Origin of the sequence: Streptomyces sp. SID13726 (assembly GCF_010548375.1) — a bacterium.
In the GTDB taxonomy this organism is placed as follows: domain Bacteria; phylum Actinomycetota; class Actinomycetes; order Streptomycetales; family Streptomycetaceae; genus Streptomyces.
This window is the reverse complement of the sequence record NZ_JAAGLY010000003.1, coordinates 788,641-802,256: the sequence shown is the minus strand read 5'-3', so window position 1 is coordinate 802,256 and position 13,616 is coordinate 788,641. Positions and strand designations below refer to the sequence as shown.

Annotated in this window: 11 protein-coding genes; 3 read left to right on the top strand and 8 right to left on the bottom strand. The window is 70.6% G+C overall.

Going from position 1 to position 13,616, the window contains the following annotated elements:
* Positions 1 to 112 precede the first annotated feature (112 nt).
* A complete protein-coding gene (locus G3I78_RS10885; protein ID WP_164422880.1) occupies positions 113 to 988 on the top strand; it encodes a shikimate dehydrogenase in 876 nt (291 codons plus the stop codon).
* 74 nt (positions 989 to 1,062) lie between these two features.
* Here G3I78_RS10885 and G3I78_RS10880 read toward each other — a convergent pair whose 3' ends face one another.
* The 8 genes from G3I78_RS10880 to tkt form a co-directional block, all read right to left on the bottom strand.
* Entirely contained in the window at positions 1,063 to 2,526 is a 1,464-nt protein-coding gene (locus G3I78_RS10880) for a membrane-associated oxidoreductase (protein ID WP_164422879.1), read from the bottom strand.
* 99 nt (positions 2,527 to 2,625) lie between these two features.
* On the bottom strand, positions 2,626 to 3,213 hold the full coding sequence (locus G3I78_RS10875) for a histidine phosphatase family protein (RefSeq protein ID WP_164422877.1): 588 nt from the start codon (positions 3,211 to 3,213) through the stop codon (positions 2,626 to 2,628).
* Positions 3,214 to 3,220: 7 nt separating this feature from the next.
* Positions 3,221 to 4,096 (bottom strand): phosphogluconate dehydrogenase (NAD(+)-dependent, decarboxylating), encoded by an 876-nt coding sequence (gene gnd / locus G3I78_RS10870; protein WP_164422875.1) that lies wholly within the window; start codon positions 4,094 to 4,096, stop codon positions 3,221 to 3,223.
* Position 4,097: 1 nt separating this feature from the next.
* Positions 4,098 to 5,750 carry a glucose-6-phosphate isomerase gene (gene pgi, locus G3I78_RS10865; RefSeq protein WP_164422873.1) on the bottom strand — a complete coding sequence of 551 codons (1,653 nt, stop codon included), beginning with the start codon at positions 5,748 to 5,750 and terminating at the stop codon, positions 4,098 to 4,100.
* Positions 5,743 to 6,678, bottom strand: coding sequence for a glucose-6-phosphate dehydrogenase assembly protein OpcA (gene opcA, locus G3I78_RS10860; RefSeq protein WP_164422871.1), 936 nt, complete (start codon positions 6,676 to 6,678; stop codon positions 5,743 to 5,745). Before opcA ends, pgi begins: the two co-directional genes overlap by 8 nt.
* Entirely contained in the window at positions 6,675 to 8,210 is a 1,536-nt protein-coding gene (gene zwf, locus G3I78_RS10855) for a glucose-6-phosphate dehydrogenase (RefSeq protein ID WP_164422869.1), read from the bottom strand. Before zwf ends, opcA begins: the two co-directional genes overlap by 4 nt.
* Positions 8,207 to 9,352 (bottom strand): transaldolase, encoded by a 1,146-nt coding sequence (tal, locus tag G3I78_RS10850; protein ID WP_164422867.1) that lies wholly within the window; start codon positions 9,350 to 9,352, stop codon positions 8,207 to 8,209. Before tal ends, zwf begins: the two co-directional genes overlap by 4 nt.
* Before the next feature lie 19 nt (positions 9,353 to 9,371).
* Complete coding sequence (gene tkt, locus G3I78_RS10845) at positions 9,372 to 11,447, bottom strand: transketolase (RefSeq protein ID WP_164422865.1); 2,076 nt, start codon at positions 11,445 to 11,447, stop codon at positions 9,372 to 9,374.
* Positions 11,448 to 11,593: 146 nt separating this feature from the next.
* Here tkt and G3I78_RS10840 point away from each other — a divergent pair, with 146 nt between their 5' ends.
* Positions 11,594 to 12,508, top strand: a complete 915-nt coding sequence (locus tag G3I78_RS10840) for an AraC family transcriptional regulator (protein ID WP_164422863.1) — start codon at positions 11,594 to 11,596, stop codon at positions 12,506 to 12,508.
* Positions 12,509 to 12,735: 227 nt separating this feature from the next.
* On the top strand, positions 12,736 to 13,614 hold the full coding sequence (locus tag G3I78_RS10835; protein ID WP_164422861.1) for an alkaline phosphatase family protein: 879 nt from the start codon (positions 12,736 to 12,738) through the stop codon (positions 13,612 to 13,614).
* Positions 13,615 to 13,616: the final 2 nt, after the last annotated feature.

Sequence of the window (13,616 nt, the reverse complement as noted above, 5' to 3'; positions counted from 1 at the left end):
CGGCCGGTGCCGCAGATTCTAGAAGGCGCGGCCGGGCTCTTCCCCGGCGGCGGTACGGCTGATATAGCTAACGTACTAGTTCGTACATTAGTGATCGGCTCAGGAGGTCCGCGTGGCCAAGGACTCGTTTCTCGTCGGACTGATCGGCGCCGGCATCGGGCCTTCGCTCAGCCCGGCGCTGCACGAGCGCGAGGCGGACCGGCAGGGGCTGCGCTATCTGTACCGGCTCATCGACCTGGACGTGCTCGGCGCGCGTCCCGAGGCGGTCGGGGACCTGGTGCGGGCCGCCCGTGACCTGGGCTTCGACGGGCTGAACATCACCCACCCCTGCAAGCAGCTGGTCATCGAGCACCTCGACGCGCTCGCCCAGCAGGCCGAGGCGCTCGGCGCGGTCAACACCGTGGTCTTCGAGGACGGCCGCGCGACCGGCCACAACACCGACGTCACCGGGTTCGCCGCGTCCTTCGCGCGCGGACTGCCCGACGTGCCGCTGGAGCGGGTCGTACAGCTGGGCGCGGGCGGAGCGGGGGCAGCCGTCGCGCACGCGACCCTCACCCTGGGCGCCGAGCGGGTCACCGTCGTCGACGCGCTCGCCGACCGGGCCGCGGATCTCGCCGCCTCACTGAACCGCCACTTCGGCGCGGGACGCGCGGCTGCGGCCACCCCGGACCGGCTCGCCCCGCTGCTCGCCGCCGCCGATGGCGTCGTGCACGCCACCCCCACCGGCATGGCCGCGCACCCCGGACTGCCCTTCCGGGCCGGACTGCTGCGGCCCGAGTTGTGGGTCGCCGAGGTGGTCTACCGCCCGCTGGAGACGGAACTGCTGCGCACCGCACGGGCGTTGGGCTGCGCCACGCTGGACGGTGGCGGCATGGCCGTCTTCCAGGCCGTGGACGCGTTCCGGCTGTTCACCGGCCGGGAGCCGGACGCGGCGCGGATGCTGGCCGACATCGCGGAGCTGGCCGGGGCGGTCCCGACGTCCAAGTAGTCCCCACCTCCAAGTAATCCCGGCCTCCAAGTAATCCCGGCCCCCAAGTGGGCCCGGGCCCAAGCAGCCCTGCGTCACTGGCGGTTGACGGTCCGCGTGACGCCCGCGAAGACCGTCGTCGCCAGCACCCAGCCCGCGATGACCAGGGCGTACGACAGCCACTGGAACCCGCCTCGCGGGGCGAAGGCGCTCTCCTGGCCGAAGGAGATCACCGGCAGCAGCAGGTCGAGGGTGTAGAAGAACGCGTTGAAGCGCGGCGCCTCGTCGGCCTTCAGCGGCGGCGGGTGGTGGAGGCCGTAGGCGATCGTGCCGACGGCCAGCAGGGAGAGCAGCCAGCCGCAGGCGCGCAGCGGGTGGAAGCCGTAGCCGACGGTGGCGTCCTGGACATGGCCCCACAGGCGCCCGTACCAGGGCAGGGTGGCCCGGCGGCGGCGCTGCTTGGCGAGCTGGACGAGACGGGCCGCGTGGTCGTCGCCGATCCTGCGGTACGCGGCCGTCAACTGCTCGTAGGCCTGCGGGACATAGCCCTCCCGGTCCCGCTCCAGCATCGGCAGCCGGCGCGCGGGCGGCTGCTGCGGGGTGAGCGAGGTGTAGACGAGCCCGTTGAACTGCACCTCGTCCGGCACGGACTCCGGCTCCAGGAACAGCTCGTCGATCTGTGCGCGGCGCAGGGTCAGGGTGCCCTCCATGGGCGGGCCCTTGCGCAGCCACAGTTCGCCGATGCTGCAACTGCTCGCGCGCAGCGCCGCGTCGCCGGGGTTCGACAGATGGGCGTACGACAGGTCGAGGCGGCCGGCGACGCGGGCGCCGCGCAGGCCGATCCAGCCCTCGGTGCGCAGCCGGCGCATGTGGAAGTCGGTCTCCACGCTGAGCGTCTGCGCGTCCAGCACCAGGTCGCCGGGGTTGCTCAGGTGCGAGTCGTTGAAGTTGACCGATCCGGCGACCGAGGCGCCGTTGAGCCGTACCTCGCCCACGGCCCGCAGCCCGGGCACCCACAGATCGGCGCCGACCGTCACGTGGTTGAGGGCGAGCGCGGGCTCGCCGGAGTCCCCACCGGTGATCTCGGCGCGCTCCATGAAGAGGCCGCCCGCGATCTGCGCCCCGCCGAGGCGGATCGGCCCGTGTATCCGGCACTCCGTCAGCCGCAGGACCGTCTCCGTCTGCACCCTGATGGCGTTCAGCCCGGGCAGCGCCGAACCGCTCAGCCGCAGTTGCCGCAGCCGGGAGCCGTACAGCTCGGGCGCGTCCTCGAAGTGGCAGTGCGCGAGCCGCACCGCGTGGTCGACGCCGGCGTGCTGGAGATTGAGCACCCCGGTGACCCGCGCCCCCGCCACTCTCAGGGCGGCGATCTCCCCGTCCTCCTGCGGCCCGTTGAGCAGCAGCGCCCGCAACACGGTTGCCCGGAGCGTGCGTTCGGCGCCCCACTCGGCGCCGCCCGTCACGTCCTCGTCCGGCGCCGCACGGAAGTCCACGGCCTCGCCCCGGGGGAAGGCCCGCCACACCCGCAGTTCGGCCGGTGTCAGGTTGTTGATCTCCATCAGCCGTGACTCTCCAACGCGCACGGCACGGTGTCAACAGGCCCCGCGGACGACGAGGGCCCGGGAGCCTGTGCTCCCGGGCCGTTCACAACCGCCGTGCTAGACCCGCGTGTTCCACTCCGCGATCACCGGCCGGCCGTGCTCCGTGGACAGCCGGCTCACCGTCCCGGTCGCCAGCTGGAACAGGCGGCCCTCAGCCGGGGCGAGCCCCAGGCGGCGGGCGGTCAGGACGCGCAGGAAGTGGGCGTGGGCCACGAGGACCACGTCGCCGTCCGGGAGGGCGGTGTCCACGCGGGCCAGGACCCGGTCGGCGCGGCGGCCGACCTCCTCGGGCGACTCGCCGGGGTGGCCATCCGGGCCCGGCGGGACGCCGTCGGTCCACAGGTACCAGTCGGGGCGGGTGCGGTGGATGTCCACGGTGGTGACGCCCTCGTAGCCGCCGTAGTCCCACTCGTGCAGGTCGGGGCAGGTCGACGCCCCGGAGATGCCCGCCAGTTCGGCGGTGCGTATCGCGCGGCCCAGCGGACTGGTCAGCGCGAGCGAGAAGGTCCGGCCCGAGAGGAGCGGAGCGAGTGACTTGGCCTGTTCCTCGCCGTGCTGGGTGAGGGGCAGGTCGGTCCAGCTGGTGTGCTGTCCCGACACGCTCCACTCCGTCTCGCCGTGGCGGACCAGAAGAAGATCCCCCACGACGCGCCTACTTCGACTCGACGGCGTGCCCGCCGAACTGGTTGCGCAGCGCCGCGATCATCTTCATCTGCGGGGAGTCGTCCTGGCGGGACGCGAACCGCGCGAACAGCGAGGCCGTGATCGTGGGCAGCGGCACCGCGTTGTCCACGGCCGCCTCGACGGTCCAGCGGCCCTCGCCGGAGTCCTGCGCGAAGCCCTTCAGCTTGTCCAGGTGCTCGTCCTCGTCGAGGGCGTTCACCGCGAGGTCGAGCAGCCAGGAGCGGATGACGGTCCCCTCCTGCCAGGAGCGGAACACCTCCCGGACGCTGTCCACCGACTCGACCTTCTCCAGGAGCTCCCAGCCCTCGGCGTACGCCTGCATCATGGCGTACTCGATGCCGTTGTGGACCATCTTGGAGAAGTGCCCGGCGCCGACCTTGCCCGCGTGGACATAGCCGTACGGCCCCTCGGGCTTGAGCGCCTCGAAGATCGGCTGGAGCCGGTCCACGTGCTCCTTGTCGCCGCCGACCATCAGGGCGTAGCCGTTCTGGAGGCCCCACACGCCACCCGAGACACCGGCGTCGACGAAGCCGATGCCCTTGGCGCCCAGCTCCTCGGCGTGCTTCTCGTCGTCGCTCCAGCGGGAGTTGCCGCCGTCGACCACGGTGTCTCCGGGGGAGAGGAGACCGCCGAGCTCGTCCACGACGGACTGGGTCGCGGCGCCGGCCGGCACCATCACCCAGACCACGCGCGGGGCTTCGAGCTTGTCGACCAGTTCGGCGAGGCTCGCCACGTCGGAGACCTCGGGGTTGCGGTCGTAGCCGACGACGGTGTGGCCCGCGCGGCGGATGCGCTCGCGCATGTTGCCGCCCATCTTGCCCAGGCCGATGAGTCCCAACTGCATGTCAGTGCACTTCCTTCAGTTCACGGTAGGCGGCCACGAGGGCGGTGGTGGAGGGGTCGAGGCCGGGGACGTCCGCGCCCTCGGTCAGGGCGGGCTCGACGCGCTTGGCGAGGACCTTGCCGAGCTCGACGCCCCACTGGTCGAAGGAGTCGATGTTCCAGATCGCGCCCTGCACGAACACCTTGTGCTCGTAGAGGGCGATCAGCTGGCCGAGCACCGACGGGGTGAGCTCGCGGGCCAGGATCGTGGTCGTCGGGTGGTTGCCCTTGAAGGTGCGGTGGGCCACCTGCGCCTCTGCCACACCCTCCGCGCGGACCTCCTCGGCGGTCTTGCCGAAGGCGAGCGCCTGTCCCTGTGCGAACAGGTTGGCCATCAACAGGTCGTGCTGCGCCTTGAGTTCGTCACTCAGCTCGGCCACCGGACGGGCGAAGCCGATCAGGTCGGCCGGGATCAGCTTGGTGCCCTGGTGGATCAACTGGTAGTAGGCGTGCTGCCCGTTGGTGCCGGGCGTGCCCCACACCACGGGACCGGTCTGCCACTGCACCGGGTCGCCGTCCCGCTGCACCGACTTGCCGTTGGACTCCATGTCCAGCTGCTGGAGATAGGCGGTGAACTTCGACAGGTAGTGGGAGTACGGCAGCACCGCGTGCGACTGGGCGTCGTGGAAGTTGCCGTACCAGACGCCCAACAGGCCGAGCAGCAGCGGGGCGTTGGCCTCCGCGGGCGCGTTGCGGAAGTGCTCGTCGACGATCCGGAAACCGTCCAGCATCTCCCGGAACCGGTCAGGGCCGATGGCGATCGCCAGGGAGAGGCCGATCGCCGAGTCGAAGGAGTAGCGGCCGCCGACCCAGTCCCAGAACTCGAACATGTTGTCCGGGTCGATACCGAAGTCCGTGACCTTCTCGGCGTTCGTCGACAGGGCGACGAAGTGCTTCGCCACCGCCTTGTCGTCGCCGAGTCCGTCTGGGCCCTCCAGCAGCCAGGAGCGGGCCGAGGTGGCGTTCGTGATCGTCTCGATCGTGGTGAACGTCTTGGACGCGACGATGAACAGAGTCTCCGCCGGGTCCAGGTCCCGGACCGCCTCGTGCAGGTCGGCGCCGTCCACGTTGGACACGAAGCGGAAGGTCAACTCCCGTGCCGTGAAGGCCCGCAGGGCCTCGTACGCCATCGCGGGACCGAGGTCGGAGCCGCCGATGCCGATGTTGACGACGTTCTTGATCCGCTTGCCGGTGTGGCCGGTCCACTCGCCGGAGCGGACCCGGTTCGCGAAGTCGCCCATCTTGTCGAGCACGGCGTGGACGCCGGGGACGACGTTCTCGCCGTCGACCTCGATCACCGCGTCGGCGGGGGCACGCAGCGCGGTGTGCAGGACCGCCCGGTCCTCGGTGAGGTTGATCCGCTCGCCGCGGAACATGGCGTCCCGCAGCCCGAACACGTCGGTGGCGGTGGCGAGTTCCTGGAGCAGGGCCAGGGTCTCGTCGGTGATCAGGTGCTTGGAGTAGTCGATGCGCAGGTCGCCGACGCGCACGACGTACCGCTCGGCGCGCCCCGGGTCCTGGGCGAACAGGTCGCGCAGATGGGTGACTCCGAGAGCGCGGTGGTCCTCCAGGGCCGCCCACTCGGGGCGGCGGGTGAGGTTCACGGCATCAGACATGAGAGGCGGTCTCCTTGGTGCCCTCGCCGCGCAGGGCGACGGCGTACATCTCGTCGGCGTCGAGGCGGCGCAGCTCCTCGGCGATGAGTTCGGAGGTGGAGCGGACCTTCAGCGCGAGGGTCCGGGAGGGCTGGCCCGGCAGGGACAGCGTGGCCAGCGGGCCCTCGGGGCGGTCGATGACGACCTCGCCGTTCGCGGTGCCCAGGCGGACGGCCGTGACGACCGGCCCGGCCGTGACGACCCGGTCGATCTTCACCTTGAGGCGCGCCTCCAGCCAGCGCGCGAGCAGCTCCGCGGCCGGGTTGTCCGCCTCGGCCTCCACCGCCCCGGAGATGATCTCCGCACGGGCCTGGTCGAGGGCCGCCGCCAGCATCGAGCGCCACGGCGTCAGCCGGGTCCAGGCGAGGTCGGTGTCGCCCGGCGCGTAGGAGCGGACCCGGGTCTCCAGCACCTCGAGGGGGTTCTCCACCGCGTACAGGTCGGTGATCCGGCGCTGGGCCAGCGCGCCCAGCGGGTCCTTCGCGGGGTTCTGCGGCGCGTCCACCGGCCACCACACGACGACCGGCGCGTCCGGCAGCAGCAGCGGCAGCACCACGGAGTCGGCGTGGTCGGACACCTCGCCGTAGGTCCGCAGGATCACCGTCTCGCCGGTGCCGGCGTCGGCGCCCACCCGGACCTCGGCGTCCAGCTTGGACGCCATCCGGTCGCGGGCGGTGCGGGCGTGCCGCTTGATGACGACGAGGGTGCGCGAGGGGTGCTCGTGCGAGGCCTCCTCGGCCGCCTTGATCGCGTCGTAGGCGTTCTCCTCGTCCGTGACGATCACCATCGTCAGGACCATGCCCACCGCGGGGGTTCCGATGGCGCGGCGACCCTGCACCAGCGCCTTGTTGATCTTGCTTGCCGTGGTGTCGGTCAGGTCGATCTTCATGGCCTGCGCCAGCTCCGTCCGTCTCGTGCGAGCATCTCGTCGGCTTCCTCGGGTCCCCAGGTACCCGACGCGTACTGCGCCGGACGGCCGTGGTTCGCCCAGTGCTCCTCGATCGGGTCGAGGATCTTCCAGGACTCTTCCACTTCCTGGTGACGCGGGAACAGGTTGGCGTCCCCGAGGAGGACATCCAGGATGAGGCGCTCGTACGCCTCAGGGCTGGACTCCGTGAACGACTCGCCGTAGGCGAAGTCCATCGTCACGTCCCGGATCTCCATCGAGGTGCCCGGCACCTTCGACCCGAACCGGACCGTCATGCCCTCGTCCGGCTGGACGCGGATGACGATCGCGTTCTTGCCGAGCTCCTCGGTCGCCGTGTGGTCGAAGGGGGAGTGCGGGGCGGTCTGGAAGACGACGGCGATCTCGGTGACGCGCCGGCCCAGCCGCTTGCCGGTCCTCAGGTAGAACGGCACCCCCGCCCAGCGGCGGTTGTCGACGTTCAGCTTGATGGCCGCGAAGGTGTCCGTGGTGGAGTCGGGGTCGATGCCCTCCTCCTCCAGATAGCCGGGCACCTTCTCGCCGCCCTGCCACGCGCCCGCGTACTGCCCGCGCACGGCGTGCGCGCCGATGTCCTCCGGCAGCTTCACGGCCCTGAGGACCTTCAGCTTCTCGGTGAGCAGCGACTCCGCGTCGAAGGCGGCCGGCTCCTCCATGGCGGTCAGCGCCATCAGCTGGAGCAGGTGGTTCTGGATGACGTCACGGGCGGCGCCGATGCCGTCGTAGTAGCCGGCCCGGCCGCCGATGCCGATGTCCTCGGCCATCGTGATCTGCACGTGGTCGACGTACGACCGGTTCCAGATGGGCTCGTACATCTGGTTGGCGAAGCGGAGCGCCAGGATGTTCTGGACGGTCTCCTTGCCGAGGTAGTGGTCGATCCGGAAGACCTGCTCGGGGTCGAACACGTCGTGCACGAGCGCGTTCAGGTCCCGCGCGCTGGCGAGGTCGCGGCCGAACGGCTTCTCGATGACCGCGCGCCGCCAGGAGCCCTCGGGGGCGTCCGCGAGCCCGTGCTTCTTCAGCTGCTGGACGACCTTGGGGAAGAACTTCGGCGGTACGGAGAGGTAGAAGGCGAAGTTCGATCCGGTGCCGCGGGAGGCGTCCAGCTCGTCGACGGCCGACTTGAGCTGCTTGAACGCGGTGTCGTCGTCGAAGTCGCCCGGGATGAACCGCATCCCCTCGGCGAGCTGCTGCCACACCTCCTCCCGGAACTCGGTCCGCGCGTGCTCCCGTACGGAGTCGTGCACGATCTGCGCGAAGTCCTCGTCCTCCCAGTCCCGGCGGGCGAACCCGACGAGCGAGAAGCCCGGCGGGAGCATGCCGCGGTTGGCGAGGTCGTAGACGGCCGGCATCAGCTTCTTGCGGGACAGGTCGCCGGTGACGCCGAAGATGACGAGACCGGAAGGACCTGCGATCCGGGGGAGACGCCGGTCGCGCTCGTCGCGCAGGGGGTTCTCCCAGTCGGCGGTGATGGTCATTCCGCGTCAACTCCCTTGCTGTTCAGCGACTTGGTAACGGCGTCCAGCAGGTCCTGCCAGGCCGCCTCGAACTTGGCGACGCCCTCGTCCTCCAGCTGCTGCACGACCTCGTCGTACGAGATCCCCAGCGCCTCCACGGCTCCCAGGTCGGCGCGGGCCTGCGCGTAGCCGCCGGTCACCGTGTCGCCGGTGATGCCGCCGTGGTCGGCGGTGGCGTTCAGCGTGGCCTCGGGCATGGTGTTGACCGTGCCGGGGGCGACCAGGTCGTCGACGTAGAGGGTGTCCTTGTAGGACGGGTCCTTCACGCCGGTCGAGGCCCACAGCGGGCGCTGCCTGTTGGCGCGGGCGCCGCCGAGGGCGGTCCAGCGGGCCGAGGCGAAGACCTCTTCGTAGGCCTCGTAGGCGAGCCGCGCGTTGGCGAGCGCGGCCCTGCCCTTGAGCGCGAGGGCCTGGTCCGTGCCGAGGACGGTCAGCCGCTTGTCGATCTCGGAGTCGACGCGGGAGACGAAGAAGGAGGCGACGGAGTGGATCGTGGAGAGGTCGAGGCCGTTCTTCGCGGCCTTCTCCAGACCGGCGATGTAGGCGTCCATGACCTCGCGGTAGCGCTCCAGCGAGAAGATCAGCGTGACGTTGACGCTGATCCCGAGGCCGATGACCTCGGTGATCGCGGGGAGCCCCGCCTTCGTCGCCGGGATCTTGATCATGACGTTGGGGCGGTCGACCAGCCAGGAGAGCTGCCTGGCCTCGGCGATCGTCGCCCGGGTGTCGTGGGCCAGACGGGGGTCGACCTCGATGGAGACCCGGCCGTCCCGGCCGCCGGTGGCGTCGTGCACCGGACGCAGCACGTCGGCGGCGGCGCGGACGTCGGCCGTGGTCATCATCCGTACGGCCTCGTCGACCGTCACGCCCCGGGTGGCGAGGTCGGTCAACTGCTCCTCGTACCCCGCTCCGGAGCCGATGGCGGCCTGGAAGATGGAGGGGTTGGTGGTGACGCCGACGACGTGCTTCGTGGCGACGAGTTCGGCGAGGTTGCCCGACTCGATCCGCTTGCGCGACAGGTCGTCCAGCCAGATGGAGACGCCCTCGTCGGACAGGCGCTTGAGTGCTCCCGCGGTCGCGGTTGCTTCGGTCACAGTGATCATCTTCTTTCTGGCGGTCGGATCAACCACGCGCGGCGGCCAGTGATTCCCTGGCTGCGGCGGCGACGTTCTCGGCGGTGAAGCCGTACTCGGCGAACAGGGTCTTCGCGTCGGCGGAGGCGCCGAAGTGTTCGAGGGAGACGATGCGTCCCGCGTCTCCCGTGAAGCGGTACCACGTGAGACCGATCCCGGCCTCGACCGCGACTCGGGCTCGCACGGACGGCGGAAGGACGCTGTCCCGGTACTCCCGCGACTGCTCCTCGAACCACTCCACGGACGGCATCGACACCACCCGGGTGCCGACCCCCTCGGCCTCCAGCTGCTCCCGCGCGGCGACGGCGAGCTGGACCTCGGAGCCGGTGGCGATCAGGACGACGTCCGGCGTCCGCGTGGACGAGTCCTTCAGGACGTAACCGCCCTTGGCCGCGTCCGGGTTCGGCGCGTAGGTCGGCACCCCCTGGCGGGTGAGCGCGAGACCGTGCGGGGCCGGACGGGTGGCGTGCCGCTTGAGGATCTCGGCCCAGGCGGTCGCGGTCTCGTTGGCGTCGGCCGGGCGCACGATGTTCAGGCCCGGGATGGCCCGCAGCGACGCCAGGTGCTCGACCGGCTGGTGCGTCGGGCCGTCCTCGCCGAGGCCGATGGAGTCGTGCGTCCACACGTAGGTGACGGGCAGCTGCATCAGCGCGGACAGGCGTACGGCGTTGCGCATGTAGTCGGAGAACACCAGGAAGGTGCCGCCGTAGATCCGCGTGTTGCCGTGCAGCGCGATGCCGTTCATCTCGGCGGCCATCGAGTGCTCGCGGATCCCGAAGTGGACGGTTCGGCCGTACGGGTCGGCCTCCGGCAGCGGGCTGCCCTTCGGGAGGAAGGAGCTGGTCCTGTCGATGGTCGTGTTGTTCGACCCGGCGAGGTCGGCGGAGCCGCCCCACAGCTCGGGCAGGACCGCGCCGAGCGCCTGGAGCACCTTGCCGGAGGCCGCGCGGGTGGCGACGGACCCGCCCTCCTCGAACACCGGGATCGCGGACTCCCAGCCCTCGGGGAGCTGGCCGGCCACGATCCGGTCGAAGAGCTCGGCCCGCCCGGGCTGCTCACCACGCCATACGGCGATCCGCTTGTCCCAGGCCGCGTGCGCCTCGGCGCCCCGGTCGAGGGCCCCGCGGGAGTGGGCCAGCACCTCGTCGGCGACCTCGAAGCTGCGCGAGGGGTCGAAGCCGAGCACCCGCTTGGTCGCGGCGACCTCGTCGGCGCCCAGCGCGGACCCGTGCGACGCCTCGGTGTTCCGGGCGTTCGGGGCGGGCCAGGCGATGATCGTGCGCATCGCGATGATCGAGGGCCGCTCCGTCTCGGCCTGCGCGGACCTCAGGGCCGCGTACAGGGCGTGTACGTCGATGTCGCCGTCGGCGCCGGGCTCGATGCGCTGGGTGTGCCAGCCGTAGGCCTCGTACCGCTTCAGGACGTCCTCGGAGAACGCGGTCGCGGTGTCGCCCTCGATGGAGATGTGGTTGTCGTCGTAGACGAAGACCAGGTTGCCGAGCTTCTGGTGGCCGGCGAGCGAGGAGGCCTCGGCGGAGATGCCCTCCTCCAGGTCGCCGTCGGAGACGATCGCCCAGACGGTGTGGTCGAAGGGGGACTCGCCCTCGGGGGCCTCGGGGTCGAACAGGCCGCGCTCGTAGCGGGCGGCCATCGCCATGCCGACGGCGTTCGCGACACCCTGCCCGAGCGGCCCGGTGGTGGTCTCGACGCCCGCGGTGTGCCCGTACTCGGGGTGACCGGGCGTCTTGGAGCCGTGGGTGCGGAAGGCCTTGAGGTCGTCCAGCTCCAGCTCGTACCCGGAGAGGAAGAGCTGGGTGTAGAGCGTCAGCGAGGTGTGACCGGGGGAGAGGACGAAACGGTCCCGTCCCGTCCACTCGGGGTCGGCCGGGTCATGACGCATCACCTTCTGAAAGATCGTGTACGCCGCGGGGGCCAGGCTCATGGCCGTACCGGGATGGCCGTTCCCGACCTGCTGCACGGCATCGGCCGCCAGAAGGCGGGCGGTGTCGACGGCACGCCGGTCGAGTTCGGTCCATTCCAAGCTGTCCGGTGTCTGCGTGCTCATCTTCAAGAAGTCCTCGATCGGAGCGAAGTAGCTGGTCTGACGCGTTCAAACTTAAAAGTCTGACTTTTACGGGGGAAGGTCGCGGTGTGTCAGCCTGTGGTGAAAGTGGGACACGGACAGCATCGACGAGGCGGCACGAGCAGGACATGGCGGACAGAACCATCCAAGACTCCATCCAAGGCGGAGACGGTGACGGCGGGGTGGACGGGATCAGAACGTTCCCCTTCCCGGTCGAGCTGAGTGTGTGGGGAGTCGGTATGCAGGTCGGCGCCATGGGAGCCGGCCGCACCTGGCATGCGGACGCCCCGCTGGAGCGCGTGCACCGCATCGACTTCCATGTCGTCATGCTGTTCGACGGCGGGCCCGTCCGCCACATGATCGATTTCGCGGAGTACGAGGCGACGGCGGGCGACCTGCTGTGGATCCGCCCGGGCCAGGTCCACCGCTTCTCGCCGACGAGCGAGTACCGCGGAACCGTCCTGACCATGCAGCCGGGGTTCCTGCCGCGGGCGACCGTGGAGGCGACCGGGCTCTACCGCTACGACCTGCCGCCACTGCTGCGCCCCTCCGCACCGCAGCTGACGGGCCTCACGTCCGCCCTCGCCCAGCTCCAGCGGGAGTACGAGGACACGGCGACCCTTCCGCTCAGCCTGCACACCTCGGTGCTGCGGCACTCCCTGACGGCGTTCCTGCTGCGGCTGGCCCACCTCGCGGCCAGCTCGGCGGAGGCGGGGCGGCGCGCGGAGTCGACGTTCACCCTGTTCCGGGAGGCCGTGGAGAAGGACTTCGCCACCAACCACAGTGTGAGCGCGTACGCCGACGCGCTCGGCTACTCCCGCCGGACCCTGGTCCGCGCGGTGCGGGCGGCGACGGGGGAGACGCCGAAGGGGTTCATCGACAAGCGGGTGGTGCTGGAGGCGAAGCGGCTGCTGGCCCACACGGACATGCCGATCGGGCGGGTGGGGGCGGCGGTGGGGTTCCCGGACGCGGCGAACTTCTCGAAGTTCTTCCAGCAGCACACGGAGGTGACCCCGGCGGCGTTTCGGGCGGAGCTGCGGTGAGGGGTGGGGCGGGGGCGCGTGGGGGGGGTGGGTGGCGTGGGTGGCGCGCGGCAGGTTTGTCATGTCCATTTGGCTTTCCCTTTGCTGTGCATGACCTGTGCGTGGGGTGATCTTTGCCCGGCGGGGTCCATGGTTCGCCCGCCCTTCACCAGGGCCCGGCCGGGGACCCCTAACGTTGCGGCGCCGCCTCCCCCTGAACGTCCGTCACCTCTGTCCGGAGGACAGTCATGGCACCCCAGCCCACCCGACGTTCCCTCTCCGCGCTCGCCGGGGCCGTCGCCCTCACCGCCGCCTCGATCGGCGTGTGGGCCGCGACGGCCACCTCGGCCCAGGCCGCCGCTCTCCCCACCCCCGACCACGTGGTCGTCGTGGTGATGGAGAACCACGCCTACTCGCAGGTGATCGGCAGCTCCAGCGCCCCCTACCTCAACAACACCCTCAAGGCGGGTGGCGCCACCCTCACCCAGTCCTACGGCCTCACCCACCCCAGTGAGCCGAACTACTACATGCTGTTCTCGGGCTCCAACCAGGGCCGCACCGACGACAGTTGCGTCGGCGTCGGGTCGCTCTCCGCCCCCAACCTCGCCTCCGAGCTGATCGCGGCGGGCAAGACCTGGGCGAGCTACAACGAGTCGCTGCCCAGCCAGGGCTCGACGACGTGCAGCAGTGGCGACTACGCGCAGAAGCACAACCCCTGGTTCGGCTTCTCCAACGTGCCGACGAACACCGCGAAGACCTTCGCGCAGTTCCCCACCGACTACACGACCCTGCCCAAGGTCTCCTTCGTCACCCCGAACCTGTGCAGCGACATGCACGACTGCTCGGTCACGACGGGCGACACCTGGATCAAGAACAACCTGGGCGCGTACGCCACTTGGGCCAAGACCCACAACAGCGTCCTCGCCGTCACCTTCGACGAGGACAACAAGCTCTCCGGCAACCGCATCCCCACCCTCTTCTACGGCCAGCACGTCACGGCCGGCAGCACCAGCTCCACCACCTACAACCACTACAACGTGCTGCGCACGGTGGAGGACCTGGCCGGTCTGAGCACCCACGCGGGCAACGCCGCCTCGGCCGCCGACATCACCGGCATCTGGAACTGACG

What these genes read in the sequence shown, in the direction of transcription:
- G3I78_RS10880 (WP_164422879.1), bottom strand. Translation starts at nt 2,526, where the DNA reads ATGGAGATCAACAACCTGACACCGGCCGAACTGCGGGTGTGGCGGGCC.
- G3I78_RS10835 (WP_164422861.1), top strand. Translation starts at nt 12,736, where the DNA reads ATGGCACCCCAGCCCACCCGACGTTCCCTCTCCGCGCTCGCCGGGGCC.
- G3I78_RS10840 (WP_164422863.1), top strand. Translation starts at nt 11,594, where the DNA reads ATGGCGGACAGAACCATCCAAGACTCCATCCAAGGCGGAGACGGTGAC.
- tkt (WP_164422865.1), bottom strand. Translation starts at nt 11,447, where the DNA reads ATGAGCACGCAGACACCGGACAGCTTGGAATGGACCGAACTCGACCGG.
- opcA (WP_164422871.1), bottom strand. Translation starts at nt 6,678, where the DNA reads ATGAAGATCGACCTGACCGACACCACGGCAAGCAAGATCAACAAGGCG.
- pgi (WP_164422873.1), bottom strand. Translation starts at nt 5,750, where the DNA reads ATGTCTGATGCCGTGAACCTCACCCGCCGCCCCGAGTGGGCGGCCCTG.
- tal (WP_164422867.1), bottom strand. Translation starts at nt 9,352, where the DNA reads ATGATCACTGTGACCGAAGCAACCGCGACCGCGGGAGCACTCAAGCGC.
- zwf (WP_164422869.1), bottom strand. Translation starts at nt 8,210, where the DNA reads ATGACCATCACCGCCGACTGGGAGAACCCCCTGCGCGACGAGCGCGAC.
- gnd (WP_164422875.1), bottom strand. Translation starts at nt 4,096, where the DNA reads ATGCAGTTGGGACTCATCGGCCTGGGCAAGATGGGCGGCAACATGCGC.